We start from the raw sequence: 21,010 nt of genomic DNA on the forward strand, positions 1-21,010 counted from the left end.
TGGTCACAGGTGGATGCTTTTTAAAATGATAATGGGTTGAATTTTGTAACTAATGGGTGGCATTATGGCGGGACGGCTTTATCCCGGATGGGAGGTTGGGAAAATTACTTTAAGAGCTATATCTTTTTAAGTGTGGAAGGGTTTAGTGTTAGGGAAAGTGAATTTAACTAGATGAAGAAAATTTTTAGCAAATGGGGTGAGAGGGTGAAAGCAAAATTGGTTGGCGAAACAAAGGATCGGGGTTTCCAAGTGGGGGTCAGGCGGACATTTCCCATCTCCCAGGAAGAGGCTTGGCGACTGGTTGCCTCCCGGGAAGGGCTAGCTTTCTGGCTTGGGGAAGGCGGTATTGATCTCAAGCCTGGCCAAGGATATGAAACCACTTTGGGCAATGGGGAAATTCGGATTGTTAAGCCAAACGCACAGCTTCGGCTTACATGGAAAAAGCTGGGTTGGCAACGGCCGTCAACGGTCCAGGTACGATTCCTATCCGTTGATACGAACAAAACAACCATCAGTTTTCATCAGGAACTGCTTCCTGACCAAAAAGAAAGAGAACTGATGAAAAGCTACTGGGAAAACGTGCTTTTAGGCATTAAAGAAAAGATTCATTCTTCCTTCATTGAAAATCCTGCCGGCAAAAACGTTACCATTACTCAGCAATACTAACCCGGCTTGCTATTAACCTTGTGGTTGGTGACAATATGCTGGACTTGGGCCAATCATTGTCTCTCAAAGGGATTTGAGGGACTTCCTTTTCCGATTTTTGCACGAGCTAGTCACTCAACGGGATTTGTAGCCCCTTTAAATTGAGTTTTCTCATAAAACTGCTTTTATTTTTGGTAGGTTGATATAGTAAAATACACTAACAAAAGCGGCAGCCAACAATAATCTGGCTGCCGCTTTGACTTATAACTTCGCCCTATTGAAACTTTCCGAAATGGTTATTTTCCGGATTTGCTTTTAGGAACAGTGACGGTTGTTGTTGCTTTTGTTGTGTTGCCGGCTTTGTCGGTTGCGATGTAAGTGATGGTGTAGATTCGGCTGCTGTCGTCGCTGTTTTTGGAAGCGCGCAGGCTGAAGTCTACATCTTGTGTGCCGTATGCAGCATCCTGGATTCCGTCATTGTTGTATTTTGGATCATTGACTTTAATGGATTCCAGTATGACAGACTCTACACCGGAGATCGCATCCGACTGTGTCAATGTTACTTTGATTTTCTCAAACTTGTTGTTTGGAGGGGACAATTCCGCTTTATCTACCGAAACCTTCAGGACAGGCGAGGTTTTATCAATTTTGACCTCAATCGCCTGGGCATCCTCCACATTTCCGGCGATGTCCGTGCTTCTGAATTGAATCTGGTGAATGCCCTCATTGGCAACCTGGATTGCCCCATCATAGACAGTCCACTCACCTTCGCCAATTTTGTATTCGGTTGCCTTAACGCCCGCTTCTTCATCGATGGCTGTGAGTTCAACCTTTACATTGGACGTGTACCAGCCATTTGCTCCTTCAGTTCCTGTTACGGCTACGGTTGTCGCTGGCGCGGCCGTATCAATTCTTTCAAGGACAATTTCCTTTTCAGCATGGTTCTTGGCTTCGTCGTCCACAAAGATTTTCAGCTTGTTGTCACCGAGTGTCAGCCCTTTCAAATCAAGGCCGAACGCCCCGTCCTGCGACAGAGTAATGGGTCCGCTTGCAACCAAATCTCCTTTGCTGCTTGTCAATTCATAACTGGCATGAAGATTCGCATTGATATCATAGTCAATGCCAAAGACCTCTTCTACTGTCGGCCCGAAATTCACATAGGAATCTTCAAGGGCACTGATGAACGTATAATCAGAACCAGAGAAGGTATATGTGTCTTCCGCGACAATTTTCGAAGGCGTCGATTTGACGTAAATCGGCCCGATCCAGTTGGCAGTCACAATAGCCGTATTTGCCAAGTTGAGAGTCGTTAAATCAAGTGTATAAACCCCGTCCGGAGCCTTTACCTTCGAAGAATTGGGTGCCCATGGGGTAATCTGGCCATTGAACGCAATGGTTTTTAGCCCAGTGGTAGTCGATGAGGCGTTCACAAGCCAGCCAAGATAGCCGTCATTGTAATAGCCGCCCTCCGGATTTCCCGCATCCCATAGTTCAAGGTAGGTCCTATATTGAGTATTAAAGAACTCATAACGGATTGTTGTACTGTCGAGTTTCCCATCGCCATTTGGTGAAATATGATAGCTGTCGATTGAGAAGCTTTTCAGTCCGCTAGGCGGTGCAAAACTTGCCGCAAACGGAAGGATCAGCTTTGTGGTCCCATTCGTGATGTGAATGTAGCCAAGCAATTCGTTCCCAGTTGAACCAGATCCTTTCGGCACATTCAGTGTTGCCTTTAGCTTCGTTTCACCTGTAAGGGTAAAATTCATTTGGTCGACTGTTACATTCGCTCCAGCCAGTGTGCCGGTCGCAGCCTTTGTGACCTGGACTGAAACGGTGTAATCGCTGGCGTTCCCCGTTAAATTTTTCACAACAATATCTTTTGTAATAGTCGAAGCGCTGTTTGGATTGGTTGGCACCATACCGAAAGTAACGGTCCCTTTGATATTGTTATAGGTTTTTGATGAAAATGTCGTCTGGTCGAATGCATATGCCAGAGCTTCGGCGGTTACTGCCTTAAGTGGCTGCGCCCGGCCAGGGCCCTGGGAAAATACGTCATACTTTGCCGTATCCAGCTGCTTTGCGGTATTCGAAATAGCAACCTTCAAATCAAAAGGTGTCCACTCCGGATGCTGGGATTTCAACAATGCAGCGATACCTGTTACGTGCGGCGTAGCCATGCTCGTACCAGTAAAGCGTGCATAGGATTCTGAATAATCCGCATTTGGGTAATCCTTTTTATAGGCGGGAACGGAAGACATAATGTTCGTTCCCGGCGCGGATACATCCGGTTTGATATCAAATGTTGGCGTTGATGGGCCGCGCGAGCTTGAATTGTTAATATCATCTCCGGCCGATTTGCCTGTTTCAAAATTGTTGAAGGTTACAGTTGCCTTTTTTCCAACCATGGCGGTTCTCAAAGCGGTTCCATCCGTTGTAGACATATCAAAAGCAGGGATGAACTTGAACGAGTCTCCGAGGAAAACGCCCGCGGGACCGTTACCGTTAGTGCCGCCGTTATTGTGGATAATGACCGAAATTGCGCCGGCTTTTTTCGCAGCGGCAATTTTATCAACAAAAGCAATGCCGCCGCCGCGGGAAACAAGCACTACCTTCCCATTTGCATCCAAACCTGCGTAATCGGCATCCACACCGAAATTCGGCACAGCAATGACTTCATAAGAACCGTACAGGATTTGCTCCGGATTGCTTCCGAATTTCCAGCCCATCATGTTCAGGTTATAGCTGGTTTCGGGAGAACCGATAACGGTAATGTTTGCAGTTCCCTTCTTTGTTTCCTCTGGTATTGTTGAGTTTCCGACCGAGATTGCGAATGCTGCGGAAGCCGGATTGCCAATCGTACTCCTGTTAGGACCGCTGTTTCCTGTAGCGATAACAGCCGTTGTGCCCGCAAGCGCGGCATTGTTAACCGCAATGGAATCAGAAGCGGTCTGGCTGCTGTTGCTTCCTCCCAACGACATGTTGATGATATCCATTTTCTCCTGGGCAGCCTTATCAATCCCGGCAATAATCCCCGAAGTTGCACCGCTTCCATAAGCACCAAGTACGCGGTATGCATACAACTCCACTTTTGGCGCAATCCCTTTTATGCTGTGTGGATTTTTCCCTTGTGCAGCGATTGTACCGGCTACATGCGTTCCATGCTCCGTATAAAATGCACTTCCATTTGCGTCGAATTCAGCTCTGTTGGAAGGTCGATCCATTGGTGATGTTTCATAGGGGTCATTGGCATCTCTTGGCCGTGAGTAACCTGTAGCATGGCTGACAAAATTGTAGCCGCCTTTGTAAACACCTTCAAATTCAGGATGGTTGTAGTCAATGCCTGTGTCCAGAACGGCAACCTTTACATTTTGTCCTTCAAAGCCCATATCCCAAACGGACGGGACATCAAGGAAATTGTTGCTGTTGGTTGCGGTTCGCGAATACGCATCATCACCGGAAGGAGTCCCTAGGGCATGTACCTCCAGGTCAGGTTCAACCAACACGACATCTGAAATCGCGAGAAGCTTTTTAACCTGGTTCGCTTTTAGCTTCAGGGACATTCCGTTGTACGTGTAGCTATATTCAAACCCTTTCTTCGCATTAATCCCTTTTGAATTCATTGCATTCTCAAACTTTTTCTGCTGGCCCTTAACCTTTTGGTCTACGTCTTTTTCATCTGCTTTTGAAAAAGATTTCCCGGCCACTTTTTTCATGCCTTTTACGAGGGCTACCGGCGGCTCCGAAAGTTCAACAATAATCGATACTTCTTTTTCGCCCGTAAGGCCTTCAAGATCGGGATGAAGAACCGGGCCATGTTCTGCCTGAGCTTTCTGTGCCGCGATGATATTCTTCATCTGGGCAAGAGCTTCATTGCTTAGTTGATTCTCTTTAGATTGGCCATTCGCTGCATGGCCATAGCCAGGCAGCAACAAAGAGAAAATAAGTGCAAAAATCAATAATTTGCTAGAATAAGACCGATATATCCTAAAATTCATCCATACTCCCCCAAAAAATGAAATAAGTACTAAAGGCCATTTCCTACTCGACATAAAAACCTGTTGTGAAATTTCACCCTCTCTATATTCTAAATTCTCTGACTATTAAACTATAGTTGATAATCCCAACTAATGGCAACAAACATTTTTCGGTAAATACTGGGATGTTTTATGAATCCTAACTTTTATTCTCCAGGTTGCCGGCCATCTTGACTAACAGCATAATTGCCTTTCTAGAGGGCTATTAACCCTTTTTATATGCAAGGCAGTTTAATTTTTCACAAGAGGGCTTTGTGAAAAATATGTCAGAGGACACAGGGTATATGTCGAAAAGTGATGCTAGAAAGGGAAGCTTGTCTACTCTTTATTTGTTGGGATAAAGAAGGTTTTGTTATAAAGGGGCAAAGTAGTTTTTATAAGCGCAAAAAAGCCTCCCTTCGCAAGGATTCGCGAATTGGTAGGCTTCTTTTAACGTGGCTATGTATGTTCTATTTACTGACCGGCAAATGAATCAGCTTGTTATCCCTTTGTTCATTCGGCAGGCCGACCTGCTTGTAAATGTAAATTGCCTTTTCCGCAGCGGGTTTCCTTCCGCCGGGTTCGCGAAGTACGCCTTTGATATGTTCGAAAGATAAATCGCGCTCAGGCACATTGGGCATGGCTCTCCGCTCGCATAGATTTCGCAGCCGGTCAAATCATCCGTTTTCAGGAGCCTGGAAGCCCTGCTGATTGCCTGGAGTTCCGCGTGAGTGGTTGGGTCATGTGTTTCAAGGACGTCGTTTACACCCTCGGCCATCATTTCGCCATCCTTCACAATCACCGCTCCAAAAGGCTTGCCGCCCTTCTCCGATTGATTTTTCCTGGCGAGTTCAACCGTATACTCCATCCATTTCATCTGCTCCACAACAAACAGCCTCCTAAACATAAAGTACCCCCATTCTACCATCGTGCCCCGCAACTCTTCCAGTTTTCGCCCCTAAAAGAAAAAGGCGCCTGGCACCTGTCCGGACACTCTTTGTCCGATGCGGGTTCCATGCACCAATTTCACCTACCTATTTGGACGAAAGCCCGTTTATTCTTCGGCTTCAGGCGTGATGAAGAAGTAGACTTGCTCGTTCTCCGGGTCGCTTATGTCAGTTGCTTCCGTGTAAGTGATTCCCTTATAAGAGAACGTTGGCTCATCTGTCTTTCCCTGGACCTGGGCAAGGCCCTCCTCGATTGCTTTGATATCATCAGCTGTCGCCTGAGGTGCGGTTGCGCCAATCAACGTCTTCTTCAAAATCTCAAACTGACCATAAACTTCTTTTTTCTTTGCGAGTTCATCCTTGTCAGTTACGTCTTCGGCAAAATGCTGCTTTACAAGGGTCACCATAGTGACAGTGCCATCCTCATTCAGCATTCCTGTAAAATCAAGGCCTTCCACAATCTGAATCGTAAACATTTCGCCCATTGTTTCATAGTTTCCGATCATGACCCTCGGAAGATTTTCTTTCGGGCCCATTTCCTCATAAACCCGGTCGTACACCCGGTTGGTTACCAAAATAAAATCATCCAGCTTCAATTTATTAAAAGACGAGTAAGAGTCAAGTTGGACACTGTCAGGCAGACCGCTCAATACGCCTTCTTCAGAAGTGTTTTCGGATTGGTTGTTGTTCACGGCCACAGAAGGCTGCTTTTCTTCTTTCTCGCTGCAACCGGCCAGCGGCAACATTAGCATTAAACAAGTTAGTAGAATTCTCACGCACTTTTCTTCCTTCCTGAAAATATAGTAGAGTCATAAGTCCTGAAAGAGAATTGCGCCGCATGTGAATATTTTTTTTAAAAAACCACTGGCGCTCAATCTGGTTGGCAATCTTACATAGCCCATATGTAATCCTGTTTTTTTAAAAAATCGACTTTAGCTGCCCGGCGGTTCCCCAATTTGAAGGAAGCCCTCCGAAAAGCCAACTTCACCCCTTTACGGCAAAATGAAACTATTCTTAATTTTACCATTTTCCCCGGCGGATGACAGCGGAGTTTTCCATATTTTCAAAAAAATACTGTCGGATTTTACATTTTACCGGCATGTGAAGAGCTTCATGAATGATGAAGACAAAAATAACTATCAAGAAGAGAGTCAATTTACTGATTTGAGGGAACCATCCTCCAATGAAATTTGGAATTAGAAGTAGAATTATCTAAGTATATAAACAAGCTTCATATGTTGCTTTCGGAACCAAGGATTCTGTTTATAAGGGGCCCATTCTGACAAATCCAAACTTAATTGCGGTAAGTGCTTAAACCACATTAACATTAATTTCCATTCCTTCATCTGGCTTTTTTCCACGCCTCGAAATACTCTTTAACTGTTGAATAACGGGCATTCCGCTCCTTATCTACTGCTTTCTCAGCTACCTCGTGGAGACCCGGGCTTGCCCCCCATTTGGAAAAAGACCGGTCGAGTTCTCCACCTAGCAGCACAAAGGCCACCGCACCCATATTGAAAACATTTGTCTTGGCGTCAATCGGCGCACCAAGTGCAAATTCTTCCGGCGACATGAACCGGGAAGAACCCCACATTCTCCCCATCGAGTTGATGTATGGCTTTTTTCGATAAAAATCGATATCGCATATCCGTATAGAATTTGATTTAAAATCATACAAAATGCTGCCATCGTAAAAGTCGACAGCCACAAATCCCTTCTTTTCAACAAAGACATGGAACTCAAAAATGCAATCGAGGGCTTCAAGCCGCCTCTCTAGTGGAAGCTGCCTGAACCGATAAAACGGCGATTCGGGATCCGTATACTTTTTGGGTGGCGGGAACATATCCGGCATGTGCAGGCACTCACCGTCAAACCACTCAAAAACGAGCGCATATCCGCCGCCAACCGCAAAGTGATCCTCAAGCCTTACCAAATGCGGATGGCTCAGTTCCTCATAAAGAGGCGCCGCCTCTTTCAGCCGCGCCACTGCATCCTCAGGCTTGCCGGAATACCTTAACGGTTTCGCCCCGGCGAACTTCACAAGTTTTTTAATCCCACCCCGTTCAATCCCAAACGCGATATTTCCCGAATCCTGCCGATCAAACACGCAAAACACTTTCCCATAATTCGCTAGCCAGCCAAAATCATGCTCCTCCTGCAACCCGAACACAATACCATCAACCACAAACCGCAACCTTTTCCCTCCCATTAAAAGTGAAGCAGGGAATGTGTCCATTGCCTCGCTTTTAGCACCTTGAACCCGCCTGCCTGATGCAATAGTGCAGGACTTTAACTATAAATTCCTTGCTCTCCACTCTCATCGGATGCCTCTCTTTAATCCGTTCAACAGCTATTTATATAATCAATTGCCCAAATCAGTATGTCGATACGGAAAAATAGGCAACATAACCGAGGATCATTAAAAGTTGAAGAATAATTCCTACAATGCTGCATATTAACCCAGCGGTCGCCAATCCTCTTCCATTTTCATTCGTTCTATTAATCTGTTTTACAGCTACTATTGAAAAAACTATGCCGATAATACCGAGGATGAAACCAATAAAAGGGATAAATAATGATAAAATACCGACTGTTAAAGAAATTACTGAACTACTGTTTGTTCGATTTCCTTCTGGCATTTCTTTTCCCCCTCTAGATTACACCTTTGGCAAAACCGGAACCCAAAGTTCGTGTCTCGGTTTTCTTTTTGGGCCGTAATAGCATTCGATGCAGGGCGCGTTGGCGAGCTCATATCCCGATCCGGGGAGCCATTCGGAATAAAGTCGTTTCCAGGCCTCCGTTATATTGGGGAAAACGGCCCATGTGCCTGGAGGAATGGACACTGCTTCCATTTGATCTGGGATTTCGCCGTCATAGCGGACCCCCATGAAATAAGTGAATTCGTCAGCCGTTATTGCCGCTTCCTCCCCGCAAATTCCAAGCACGCCTTCCTGCGCGCATTGCGGGTTTTCCCACGACAAATCAATCAGCTTCTGCGTAAATCCCTCTTTTTTCGCTGCGCTCCAAAGCACGGGAATCTTTTTAAACGCCCGGCCAGTCTTCACCATTTGCCCCTTCCCAACAACCCTAACCTCAAAATCCAGCGTCTCAATCCTAAACTCCATCTCCTAAACCCCTTTTAAAATCAAATAGATACATCCCCAGCGGATATTTTTCCCAACTTTGTTGCATGGCACCTTTTACTACCACTTTAAATGATTCATAGGAGGGTTGCCTAGTGTTTAGCAGGTTTTTTTTGGAAAAGAAAAGACTCATGCAGTTTGGCTGCATGGGTCTCTTCTGCCCAGTATATGTTCATTTCATTTGCATTCAATGCGTAATGACGGACTATGTCTACCTTTTTTTCCAAAAGGAGCTGTTCAAAACATGAAGCACTTTGTTCGTCCCATGATTCCTTCCGCTCACTCTTTAAACGTGTAGGCAAGGAGCTGTTCACGTTTTTTCGTTAATGTTTGTACAGTTTGTTCGTATAGTCCAATTTTCTCAGAAAGGGAAGTTTTGCGTTCGGCAATCATCCGTCCGACTTCCTTCGGGCTTGGGCCGCCCTGGATGCTGCGGATTTCGACAAAGTATTCCGGAGAAATGATTTTTTTCCATTCTGCCTCGGATAATTTTACATCGACAACCCCAGCAATGATCGCATTGATTTGATCGATATCCCATTCATAAAGTTCTTTTGCCTGCCTTGTTGTTTCTTTTGAGAGGAAACTTGCGATAGAATGGGCTTTTCTGAACGAGATGCCGTAATCCCTTGCCAGGGTGTCGGCGAGTTCAGTGATGGTGATACTCGATTTGCGCGCCATTTCCAAGGCGTGTTCCTTGTTGACCTTAAGCGTGGCGATAACGGCATACATAAGCGCCAGGACGCGGTTTGCGTTATTGAACGCCCGGTAAAGATGCGGCTGAAGGTCATCCTCCGTATCGACAATGTCACCAAACGGGGTATTGTGGATCATCGTGACGGCGGCGAGCGCATCCCCGTACGCGCTGCTGGCGATTGACCTTGAATGCTCGATTGATACAGGATTGCGTTTTTGCGGCATGATGCTGCTGCATTGGACGTATGGATCAGCAACATAGAAGTTGCCGAATTCCCGCGTTACATGCTGGAGGAAATCCTGAATCCACCGGCCCGTATTGATCATGCATGTCATAAGGGCAGTCGATGTTTCGAGCAAGTAATCCGCCCCGCCGATACTGTCATAGGAGTTTTCAATAAGCTTATCGAATCCCAGCAATTCACGGGTACGGTCCCGGCTGATTGGAAAGCCGGTTGTCGTCAATGCGGCTGCTCCAAGCGATGATTGGTTGACGGTCTCATAGGAGGACCAGAGCCTTTTAATATCCCTCTGCAAAACATCATAAATGGCTAGGAAATAGTGGCCAAGCGTGGTCGGCTGGGCCGGCTGGGTATGGGTGTAGCCTGTCATGTAGGTATCCGTGTTCTGCTCTGCCTGCTCAAGGAGCGCTTCGCTCAGCCGGTTCGCGCTGCCGAGCAGGTTTAGCAGATGCTCCCTGAGGACGAGGCGGTACATGGCAATTCCCATGTCGTTCCGGCTCCTGCCGATATGGATTTTTCCAGCCAGCTCCTCGCCAATTTCTTCGCCGATTCTTGCTTCCATCATGAAAAACAGGTCTTCGAACTCCGGCTGGTAGGCGAGCTGCGTTCTGTCGAATTCGCTGACTTTATTAACCCCATCGAGCATGATTTTCGCCTCGGATTCCGGTACGATTCCCTGCTCGGCAAGCATGATGACATGGGCACGGTGAATATCGAACATAACATCGAAAAGGTAATCCCTCTGGTCGTTAAACACAGGCTTCAGCAGCTTTTCCACATACGTCTTTCCCGGAAATGCTATACCTTCTTCCTTTATGAAACCTTCAAATTTACTCACAATTTCATCTCCATTTATGAAAGCATTTTTGCCCTGGCAGCGGAATTACGCGAAGCTGCCAGGCACCAATCCTAATCCAACTATTCAACCCACGCCACTCTGGCTAGGACTGCGAGTTTTCAGCTTTGACGCCGAAGAATTTGTTGGATATGAAGAGGACAAGGGCGATGAGGCCGATTTGGATCATGCCGTAAGCTGCGGCCTGGCCCATGTTGAACATCCGTAGCTGGTTCATGATTTCGATTGAGATCGGCCTGTTCGAAATCGTGTAAAGCAGGACCGATGTCGGGAACTCGCCGACGGATTCAACGAACGCCAACAAAGTTCCGGCGAGAACCCCGGGCATGATAATTGGCAGAATCACTTTTCTAAACGTGTAAAACCATTTCGCACCAAGACTTCTTGACGCCTCTTCAATCGAATCATCGAGCTGCTCAAGCACGGCATTCGTCGAACGGACAACGAGCGGGATATGCCTGATGAAATAAGCGAGCGGCAAGATCCAGAACGTCCCGACAAGGATGTTGCCGAACGTGAAAATCGTCGGCTCATTAAACGCGAAAATCAGGTTCATCCCAATAACGGTCGCAGGCAGCGCCCACGGAATCATCACGAGGATATCGACGAAGTTTTTGCCGACAAACTTCCTCTTAACAAGCACGTACGACGTCAGCACGCCGAACACCAAGTTCCCCGCCGTCGCGATGAACGACAAAATCAAGCTGTTTTTCAAAGGCTTAAAGATATTTGGATCCTGAAACAGCAGCCTGTAATTTTCAAAATTGAAAACGGATGGATACGTCTGCCACGTCCACGTTCCGTCCGGCACGAGCGACAGGAGCAGGATGGTGAAATGCGGCAAAAGCAAGATGATGACGCCAAGTACGCCAATTACAACAAGCACCCACTTCAGCACAGGGTTCTTCACTTCGCTCCTGTGCGCGCCGATTCCCTTAGAGGCCATCCGGTAGTCCTTCCGGTTCTGGTACCAGCGCATGAACAGCAGGAACGCGATCGACACAATCGACAGGATGACAGACTGCGTCGCGGCAATCTCCATGTCACCGTTTATTTTTGAAAAATAAATCTGCAAACTCAGGACGCGGTATCCCCCCGCGAGCAAAAACGGCGCGCTGAAGGAGGCCATCGAAATCATGAATACAAGCAGCGACGCTGCAACGATCGCGGGCGTCAACAGCGGGAACGTGACCTGCCAAAACACCTTGTACCTGCTCGCGCCGAGATTATACGCCGCTTCTTCTAGCGAAGGGTCGATTTTATTGATTGCTGATGAAACCGTCATATAGAAATACACATACATCGTATAGGCATGGACAATCAGGATTCCCGAAACCCCGCCGATTTTAAAAGGAACTTTTTCAAGCCCGAACAAATCCTTGATTCCATTCGGAATGAGGCCGGATTCGCCGTATAAAAACATGAACGCCATGACGCCGACGAGCGAAGGCAGGACAATCGGCATGATTGCCGCGGAAGCGAAAAAGCCGCGTCCCGGAAAATCATAGCGATTGAAGATGAAGGCAAGCGGAATCCCGATCAAAGCGCTGAGCAGGACACTTAAAACCGAAATATAAACCGAATTCCATAAGGCCTGCAGATTTGTCCGCGACTCCTGAATGAAGAAATCCTGATAGTTCCCGAAGCTTAAGCTCCCGCCTTTATCGAGGCTTTCGATGATCGTCCGGATTGACGGATAAAGGACATATGAAATCAATACAAGGAGGACCGGGATGAGCAGCAGGACGGTGAATCTCGTATCGCGGTTTTTTATCATGCCGGATCACCACTCACGACTGGAATGATCCTAATTTGATCCTCCGGTAGCTCTGCCCATACATCCGCGCCCGGCTGAAGGTTTGTCTTCACGTTGTTCAGCATGTTCGCCTGGAGAAGCATGCCGTCAATATTGACAGTCGCATTGACGAGCGAGCCGAAAAATTCAACATTTTCAACCTTGCCGCGAAATTCATTCTGCCTGCCAGCGGGCTCGCTGTGGAGCTTGACCGATTCGGGCCGGATTGAAAGCGCCAGCGCTCCTTCGTTTTTCGGGTTAAAGTTAAATGGGTCGTTATGTACAACAAGTTTCTTTGTATCCTCGCCGGTTTTGGCTGATACTGTCACTTGGCTGTTTTCTATTTTATCGACTTCGGCCGGCAGAAGATTGATTTCACCGATGAACCCGGCAACGAAATCATTTACTGGTTCATTGTAGATTTCGGAAGGCGTCCCGACCTGGTGGCAGACCCCGAAATTGAATACGGCAATCCTATCGCTCATTGACAGGGCTTCCGCCTGGTCATGCGTAACGTAGATCGTCGTGATTTTATATTCTTTTTGCAGCCTTAAAATCTCGCTCCTCATCTCATCGCGCAGCTTCGCGTCGAGATTGCTGAGCGGCTCATCGAGTAGCAGGATTTCCGGCTCGATGACCAGGGCGCGGGCAAGTGCGACACGCTGCTGCTGGCCTCCGCTCAACTGGCTAACCTGGCGATCGGAATATTGGTCAAGCCTGACTTTGCGAAGAACATCCTGGACACGGGTCTTTAAAGCAGCCGAGCCTACCTTCCTTACCCTCAAGCCATAGGCGACATTTTCAAAAACCGTCATGTGGGGAAAAAGGGCATAGTTTTGGAAAACCATGCCCGTATTTCTTTTTTCAGGAGGTACTCGCGTCATATCCTTATCGCCAAACCGCACGACACCTTTAGTCGGATAATAGAAGCCGGCGATCATACGGAGCGTAGTTGTCTTGCCGCAGCCGCTTGGGCCCAGAAACGTGAAAAACTCGCCATCTTTTATTTCAAGGTTCAAATGATCGACCGCGACCACTTTTCCGAAGGCTTTTTGGACATTCTCAATTTTAATTGACGCCATACCGAGTACACTTCCTATTCTTTAATTTCTTTCTCTCCGCTCTTGATGTTTTCATCCCAATACTTCATCCAGCCATCGCTTTCCTTCTGGAACACTTTCCAGTCGATATCCATCGCCTTGATTTCCGTATCGGTAATCCACTTCGGCAAATCCTTCACATCGTCCCTTGTCGGGATGCGGTAAAACTCTTCAGCCAAAAGCTTCGCGGCTTCAGGTGTGTTGACGAACTCATAGAATGCTTCAGCGGCTTTCGGATGCGGCGCGCCTTTTACGACAGCAATCCCCTCTGTCAAAACCGGCGTCCCACTTTCCGGAATAATGAATTCAAATGGATAATTTTTGTTTTCTTTCAGCATAACGACGTCCGGCATCGCCCAGACAGAAAGGATTCCTTCACCTTTTGCAACCTTGTTGTACATCATTTCAGGGTTTGCGGCATATTCCTTTGTATTCGCATCAAGCTTTTTCAGCCACTCGTAACCAGCATTCGGATCGCCGGAATCTTTGAAGTCGCGGTAAATCATTGATGAGAAAATTGTCCTCATTGTCCCGGATGCGAGAGGATAACGGATGATGATCTTGTTCTTCCATTTAGGATCAAGAAGCTCATCCCAGTCCTTCGGGGCATCTTCTTTCTTCAGCTGCTTGGTGTTGAACATGATGACTTCCGGAGTCTGGCTCGTTCCGGTCCAGTTCCAATCCGCGTCATGGAAGCCTTCTGCCAAGCTGCCGGAATAGGATGGCTCATACGGCTGAAGCAGGCCTTCATCCTTCGCCTGATCAAAGTTCACCGAAGGAGCCCCCCACCAAACGTCAGCCTGCGGGTTGTTCTTTTCGGAACGGATCCGGTCCAGGATTTCCTGAGAACCCATGTCCAGCCATTCAACATCTACATTGTATTTGCTCTCGAACTGCTGCTCGAATTTGGATAAAATATCCTTGCCATGCGGTGAATAAACAACAATTTTTTCTTCAAGCTTTTCCTTCTTTTCACCTGTGTCGCCCGTTGTTTTCTTTGATCCCGAACCCTCTTCGTTCCCTCCGCAGGCCGCGAGCAGCAATGAGGCAGACATCGTCAATGCCATAAGTACGGATACCTTTTTCTTTTTCATAAAAAATTCCCCCTAAACTTAAATTTTGAAAATCGATTCGTGCTCCCGTAGAAACAAAGAGACTGCTCCAAGGGCGCCTGCATTCTCACCAAGTTGGGAAATCTTTAATTCTGGCGGACTCGGAAGATATTGATTGACGATTTCCTTCAATTTTGGCAAAAGCATGTCAGCTGACTTAAACACACCACCTCCCAAAATAATGACTTCCGGATTCAATAGGCTGGCCGCGTTGATAATTCCATACGCGAGGTGCCCGACCGCCTCATCGAGGACGGCCAAAGCCGTTTTATCCCCGGACTTCGCAAGCTTGAACGCCATTTCGCCGGGCAGTTCGGCCTCCTTTGCCTCTTCATATAGAGGATGCCCGGGATGGCCAAGCACGGCCTTCGTCAATCGCGCGCCAATCGCCTTCCCTCCCGCCACGCTCTCCAGGTATCCATACCTGTGGAAAACAGGCGTGAAGTCTCCATTCATATCATTCTTATCAGTAACCATATAGCCAAGCTCCCCGGCAGCATAAGACGCCCCGCGATATAGCTTGTTATGGATGATAATTCCGCTTCCTATTCCTGTCCCGACCGCGATGAATAAAACATTCCGCTTATTTTTAGCATTTCCGAGCCATTGTTCCCCAAGCGCGGCGACATTCACATCGTTGTCGACATAAACCGGAAACGGGAAAATTTGCTTCGCTTCGGCTATGAACGGATAACGAATCCAGTTCAGGCTTGGGGCTTCGGTAACGATGCCCATCTCCGTTTCGGTAATCCCGGGAATGCCGGCACCCATACCAAGGACTTTTCCCGGATCGATACCGTTTCTCTCGATGAGGCAGTCGATTTCCTTTGAAATCTGCCTAAGGAGTCCTGAATTCAAATACTGCCCGGTCTTAAAGCTGCTTGAAGCGATAATATTGCCTCCCAGGTCGGAAATGATCGTCTTTACCTTCGTCCCGCCGATGTCGGTCCCGACGATAAAAAACGCCTTTTCGTTAAAATAAAGCTGGATAGGCCTTCTTCCACCCTGCGAGGACGACTCGCCGATCCCTTTTTCAAAAACTAGCTTTTCCTTAAGCAGTTCGTCGACCAAGAGCGAAACGGTCGGTTTACTGATCCGCGCCTTCACGGCAATTTCGGCCCGTGAAATCGGCGAATGCTCGCGGATACAGCCCAACACGTTCCTCTTGTTCTTCTGTTTAACTGTCATTTTGGTTGTGGTCATTCAATCACGGCCTTATTAGTTGGTTAGTAAATTCTACTAATTAACCAAACTATAACGAATAATGCAATCGTTTACAAGAAATTATATTCGGAATTGCACAAACATTCACTTAATGGGCCTTAATAACTATTTATAATTTTCCCAATATTGAATTATTTACATTATTTTCTCCTTATGCTATTTCTTAAGTGACAGCCCGCGCCTCGTTAGTTATTTAGATTAACTAACGTAATTGGCAATGAGGAGGGAAAACTCCTTATTAAGAGCTTGTCTTACATAAAAATGAAAGGGGTTACAAAGCATGAAAAAATTGTTGAACGTGTTTGCTTCACTGCTGCTTGTCATCACGCTCCTCCCGTTTTCAGGCGGCGCCGCCAAAGCGGACGGGCCGGATGTCAGCCTTTGGAATGTTGTCAAACCGCTTGGAACGACGGTTACATTCTTGAATACCGGTGCGCACCCCGACGATGAACGGAGCGATCTTCTCGCCTATTTGTCAAGGGGGCTCGGCGTGAAAACGTCCAGCCTGATCGCCAACCGCGGCGAGGGCGGGCAAAATGAAATCGGCCAGGAATTGGGCAACGCCCTCGGCATCATCCGTTCAAGGGAAATGATCGAGGCCGCGAAAATAACTGGCGTAAAGGCCTATCATCTCAGCGAAACAACCTCGGACGATATTTATGATTTCGGCTTTTCAAAAAGCCCCGATGAAACGTTGGAAAAATGGGGAGAAGATGTCACATACGAACGGCTGATCCGCTTCATCCGGACATACCAGCCTGACATCGTCATGCCATCCTTCCTGAACGTCGATACACAGCACGGCCATCACCGCGCGATATCCATCCTAAGCGAAAAAGCCTTTAAGGACGCCTCGGATCCCGCCGTTTATCCTGAACAATTAAAAGAAGGCCTGTCTGTCTGGCAGGTGAAAAAATTCTATCTTCCAGTATCAAAGGATGTTGTGACTACCTCGATTGAAATTGGCATGTTCGATCCGATTTACGGGATGTCGTATCCACAGCTCGGCGAACAGTCACGCTATATGCACAAAAGCCAGGGAATGGGAAGCGACATCCCTGTTGCCCCACGGCAAGCGCATCTTCAGCTAGTGAAGTCCGCCGTTGACACAAAAGGAGACAACAGCCTGTTCGCGGGTATTCCATATGACTTCAGTGAATGGGCGCAAGTTTTACCGAAAAACGCGAATGACCTGAAGATTCAATTCACTAAGCTTCAGGAAGAACTCGATGCAATCATCGCCGCCTACCCTAACAGGGACAGTGTATTTTCCACGAGCCAGAAAGCATTGAAGGATGTCAACAGGCTTTTGGATAAAACAAAAAGCGCAAAGCTTGATGCTGCTTTGAAAAACGACCTCCTCCATAAGCTATCCCTTAAGGAAGAGCAGCTCCAGGAAGCAAGCTTCGAAGCTTCCGGCCTCACCGCTGACGCAAAAGCTGCCGACAACATCCTGAATCAGGGACAAACGACGACTGTGACTGTCGAGCTTAAAAACAACGGCGGACAGGAACTGAAAAACGCCAAGGCTGAATTGCTCGTTCCGGATGGCTGGAAGGTTTCAGGGAACGGTTCAGCTGGCAGCCTGTCTCCGGGTGAAGCGGCAAAGCTAACGTTTAAAGTTGCTGTGCCTAAGGACGCCGATTACTACCATGCGTACAACGAACCGGCTATCCGCACGGCTGTCAGCTTTGAATCCGCCGGCGCTAAAACCGTACAGGTGAAGGAGCTTGACGGAACGGTGGCGGTCCTCCCGGATGTGGCGCTGACATTGTCGCCGGAGGATATCGTCGTGAATACCGCGAATGTTCAGGATGAAATCCCGGTTACCGTTAAGGTGAGGAATTACCATGATGGAGAGACAAGCGCGAAGGTTGCACTGAACGTCCCGGCAGGTTGGAATGCGTCGCCGGCTGTGGGTGTTGTCCAATTTTCCAAAAAGCTTGAGGAAAAAGAAGTTGCCTTTAAGCTCGTTCCGCCTGCTGACGTGAAGGAAGGGAACTTCGAAATTGACGCTGTGGCCGAAGTGAATGGGAAAACGGTCGGCTCGACGATCCAGGAAATCAGCTACGGCCATATCGGGACGTTTTATTACGAGTATCCCGCGAAGGTGAACGGAGTCGCGTTCGAGCTGCTTGTTAATCGCGATTTGAAAATCGGCTATATTGAGAGTGGCTTTGATATGGTCGCTGATTACCTTGCGAATGCGGGTTTGAATATTACGAAGCTGACGGAGGCCGATTTGGCTTCTGGGGATTTGAGCCAGTACGATACGATTGTTACCGGCATCCGCGCCTACTTGTCGCGCCATGACTTGAAGGCGAACAATGAACGCCTGAAGGAATACGTCGCAAATGGCGGGCACCTGGTCGTCCAATACCATAAACCGGAGGATGGCTGGAACAAGGATACGACTGCGCCCTATCCACTGACAATCGGCAGCCCGTCCATTAAGTGGAGGGTAACGGATGAAAACGCCAAAGTGACTGTGCTGCAGCCTGATTCGCCGCTGTTCAACTATCCGAACAAGATCACGGACAGTGACTGGTCCGGCTGGGTCCAGGAACGGGGGCTGTACTACCCGATGGCTTGGGCGCCTGAGTATCAGACATTTGTCAGCATGGCCGACCCGGGAGAAGCGCCATTCGATGGCGGCATCCTTATGGCCAACTACGGTAAAGGCACATACCTTTATACAAATCTCGTCTTCTACCGCCAAATCCAGGGGCAGGTTCCCGGCGGATATCGCATTTTCACCAACCTCATCAGCTACCATGCCGAGTGAAGTTGGGTAATACAATAGAAGGAAGCAGGTTTTTCCTGCTTCCTTTTCGTTTGCTATTTAAGAATCATGCTTAAAAAGCTTTCTCCCTGTTCGGTTTTTGGCAAGCCGAAGAAGGCACTGAGTGTGGCCCCGATATCGGCCATCGTTTCCCGGGTTCCGATATGGACTTGCCGGACTTTTTTTCCCGAGATCATAATCGGAACATATTCACGGGTGTGATTTGAATGGCCAATGGTAGGGTCATTTCCATGGTCAGCCATGATGATGATCATATCTTCTTCATTCATCGAAGGAAGAAAGTCTTCCAGCCACTGGTCCGTTTTATTCAATATTTCCGCATACCAGTCCGGATCCTCGGAATGTCCCGCAAGATCGGTTTCCTGTATATTAACAAGGTAGGCCGCGTTCTCTTCCTCCTGTTCGTATGTTTCCTTCAAAACCTGGAGGATTTTATCAGTATCGACGAGCGGGTAGGCTGGTCCCTTTCCGTGCAGGACATCGGCTGTTTTGCCGATGCGGTAAACCTTTAGACTATGTTGCGCGGCAATCATCGGGAACTGTCCTTTTATATTGACCCCATATCCCATATGATAAACTTCGTAGCCCTTCCCATAAACGCCTGCTTTCGGGCTGTCGACTCCCCACTGGCCAGGATTCTTCTCTTTCACGACAGAAAGGATTTTTTTAATGGAAGTATACGGTCCCCCATATGCGATCACCCTGCTGGTGTCGACGTGTTCGCGGACTATTTTGCCGACCTTTTTTAAATCTTCGAACGGCATTATGTTAAAGTCTGCACAAAGATTGATAATATTACCTAAAGAAGACTCTAGATTATCCCCGACAACACACCCACCGTTGACGACGAAAACGGGACGCCCTGGCCAAGGATAGCTGATTTCATAGCCCTTCTCTTTAAGTGCCGCTGCCAATTCCTGATGGATGTCCTTCATCAATCTTTTCGTGGACTTTTTCGGACAGCTCCCGGCGATTTCCTGGTGGCCAAGATACGTATCCGCGCCATGGTGGGCTAGCTTCGATTTCCCGTAAGCATGGATGGAAGGTTCTTTCCCGTCCGAAAGCGCCCCGAGCCCAAGTCCATATAAAGTTGGAATATGCAATGAAGGAACAGCTTCGCGGATGTGATTAAATGTGTTTGCTTGGCAGTCCGCCGGATTAAATTCGTTGCAATCCTCCATCGCGCCAATCCCGAAGCTGTCAATGACTAGCAAAATCGCTTTTGCCATTGTTACCACTTCCTTTCGAAATGCACCAGCTCAGGATTTCCAGATTGAATGCCTTTAACCAGCGCGATATGGGCCCTCGTGACAAACACTTGAGTCCGGAAGGCGAACACGGCTGTGTCTCCAGTTTTTATCGTGAAGTTATCACTTTTTCCGATTCTGCCATAATAGTCGATCGCTTCGGGGCTCCCTTCATAGGCGGGGACAAATTGATCCAAGATGGTTTCCTCGGAATCGCCCACCAGGCAGCCGGATAAATTTGAACGGCCATAATACCCTCCGCCAATCACATAACTATAATCTGAATCGCAATGGGATACCTCGGTTACATAGATGATAGCGGGCTTTTCCGGTAAATCCTTATACGCATGCAATGGAGTTGTCCCGGTGAGTGCGTGTCCGGGTTCACCGTGGGTTACCCCGTTTTCAGCCAAAAATGGAATCGTTTCTACACTCGTCGCACTTGGCCCATTGACCTGTTGGACTGTAATGCCATTCTGCTCAAGAATGACTCTTGCCTTTAACAATGTATAAAAGTTGGGGGTCGGAATCATGGCATCATGGGATTCCGAGAGCTGGAAATTCGGGAATGTTGTAATGCCGGCTATCCTGATTCCCGGCAAGCTTTTCAATATGGCCAAGGAGGATGGCAAATCCCTCAATTGGAATCCGCCTTCCTGCCCCGGATAAATAAGATCAGATTCCCCATACACTTTAAGCAAGATATCCTGGACTTGGCCAAGCTTTATTGCCGCATTCGACACCTGTTCTGCTTTTTCGTTCGAAAAGATGGTCACGACCTCGGGTTTCCACGAAAGCACTTCATCCCATTGGTTTTTGCCGGGCTGGACAAGGTGCCCGATATTTCCAATCGGAATTCCCGCTTCAAACAATGTCTTCCCTTCATCGAATTCAACCGCAACAGCTTTTTGAATGCCATTCCCAGAGATAAGTTTGGCAACTTCGGGAAGCCTGCCCAGCTGCTTGCTCATAAAATAAAGATGAAAGTTGTGCTCTTTAGCGGCCTTGGAAAGCAGCCTCACATTTTCTTGTAAACTATCCAAATCAATCACATACGTATTTGGGGGAATCTTCCCCATTTGGTGCAGCGCGGTGCCGGTACGGATTAGCCCTGGATTCCTTCTTTTCGTAACATCTAAAAACATGAAGTTCCCCCCTTTTCATTGGGATTCTCTAACGATGCGTAT

14 protein-coding genes and 1 pseudogene are annotated in these 21,010 nt (G+C 47.7%); 2 read left to right on the forward strand and 13 right to left on the reverse strand.

Annotated features, from left to right (window positions below):
- Positions 1–171: 171 nt before the first annotated feature.
- On the forward strand, positions 172–666 hold the full coding sequence (locus tag DRW41_RS09855) for an SRPBCC family protein (protein ID WP_115451820.1): 495 nt from the start codon (positions 172–174) through the stop codon (positions 664–666).
- Between the two features lie 275 nt (positions 667–941).
- Here DRW41_RS09855 and DRW41_RS09860 read toward each other — a convergent pair whose 3' ends face one another.
- The 11 genes and pseudogenes from DRW41_RS09860 to DRW41_RS09910 all read right to left on the reverse strand — a co-directional run bounded on the left by DRW41_RS09860 (position 942) and on the right by DRW41_RS09910 (position 15,737).
- On the reverse strand, positions 942–4,640 hold the full coding sequence (locus tag DRW41_RS09860; protein WP_181884490.1) for a S8 family serine peptidase: 3,699 nt from the start codon (positions 4,638–4,640) through the stop codon (positions 942–944).
- 511 nt (positions 4,641–5,151) lie between these two features.
- The gene (locus DRW41_RS09865; RefSeq protein ID WP_115452057.1) at positions 5,152–5,535 is read right to left on the reverse strand and encodes a nucleoside deaminase; all 384 of its coding nucleotides are present in this window, start codon (positions 5,533–5,535) and stop codon (positions 5,152–5,154) included.
- Between the two features lie 177 nt (positions 5,536–5,712).
- Complete coding sequence (locus DRW41_RS09870) at positions 5,713–6,357, reverse strand: hypothetical protein (RefSeq protein WP_115451822.1); 645 nt, start codon at positions 6,355–6,357, stop codon at positions 5,713–5,715.
- Between the two features lie 590 nt (positions 6,358–6,947).
- Positions 6,948–7,814 (reverse strand): serine/threonine-protein kinase, encoded by an 867-nt coding sequence (locus DRW41_RS09875; RefSeq protein ID WP_115452058.1) that lies wholly within the window; start codon positions 7,812–7,814, stop codon positions 6,948–6,950.
- 166 nt (positions 7,815–7,980) lie between these two features.
- Positions 7,981–8,244, reverse strand: coding sequence for a DUF4190 domain-containing protein (locus DRW41_RS09880; protein WP_115451823.1), 264 nt, complete (start codon positions 8,242–8,244; stop codon positions 7,981–7,983).
- Positions 8,245–8,262: 18 nt separating this feature from the next.
- Positions 8,263–8,733, reverse strand: a pseudogene (locus tag DRW41_RS09885) (GyrI-like domain-containing protein); the annotation flags it as partial.
- Between the two features lie 294 nt (positions 8,734–9,027).
- Positions 9,028–10,524, reverse strand: coding sequence for an argininosuccinate lyase (gene argH / locus DRW41_RS09890; protein ID WP_115451825.1), 1,497 nt, complete (start codon positions 10,522–10,524; stop codon positions 9,028–9,030).
- A gap of 103 nt (positions 10,525–10,627) precedes the next feature.
- The gene (locus DRW41_RS09895) at positions 10,628–12,319 is read right to left on the reverse strand and encodes an ABC transporter permease (protein ID WP_115451826.1); all 1,692 of its coding nucleotides are present in this window, start codon (positions 12,317–12,319) and stop codon (positions 10,628–10,630) included.
- Positions 12,316–13,419, reverse strand: a complete 1,104-nt coding sequence (locus tag DRW41_RS09900; RefSeq protein ID WP_115451827.1) for an ABC transporter ATP-binding protein — start codon at positions 13,417–13,419, stop codon at positions 12,316–12,318. The genes DRW41_RS09895 and DRW41_RS09900 overlap by 4 nt, the downstream gene beginning before the upstream one ends.
- Positions 13,420–13,433: 14 nt before the next feature.
- Positions 13,434–14,531, reverse strand: a complete 1,098-nt coding sequence (locus tag DRW41_RS09905; protein WP_115451828.1) for an extracellular solute-binding protein — start codon at positions 14,529–14,531, stop codon at positions 13,434–13,436.
- 18 nt (positions 14,532–14,549) lie between these two features.
- Entirely contained in the window at positions 14,550–15,737 is a 1,188-nt protein-coding gene (locus tag DRW41_RS09910) for an ROK family transcriptional regulator (RefSeq protein WP_115452059.1), read from the reverse strand.
- A 316-nt stretch (positions 15,738–16,053) separates the two neighbouring features.
- Between DRW41_RS09910 and DRW41_RS09915 the strand changes: the two genes are divergently transcribed.
- Positions 16,054–18,558 (forward strand): NEW3 domain-containing protein, encoded by a 2,505-nt coding sequence (locus DRW41_RS09915; protein ID WP_115451829.1) that lies wholly within the window; start codon positions 16,054–16,056, stop codon positions 18,556–18,558.
- Between the two features lie 53 nt (positions 18,559–18,611).
- Here the strand turns inward: DRW41_RS09915 and DRW41_RS09920 are convergent, their stop codons facing one another.
- A complete protein-coding gene (locus DRW41_RS09920; RefSeq protein ID WP_115451830.1) occupies positions 18,612–19,805 on the reverse strand; it encodes a phosphopentomutase in 1,194 nt (397 codons plus the stop codon).
- Positions 19,806–19,807: 2 nt separating this feature from the next.
- Positions 19,808–20,968, reverse strand: a complete 1,161-nt coding sequence (locus tag DRW41_RS09925) for a YhfX family PLP-dependent enzyme (RefSeq protein WP_115451831.1) — start codon at positions 20,966–20,968, stop codon at positions 19,808–19,810.
- Positions 20,969–21,010 lie beyond the last annotated feature (42 nt).

This window comes from Neobacillus piezotolerans (genome assembly GCF_003362805.1).
In the GTDB taxonomy this organism is placed as follows: Bacteria; Bacillota; Bacilli; order Bacillales; family Cytobacillaceae; genus Bacillus_D; species Bacillus_D piezotolerans.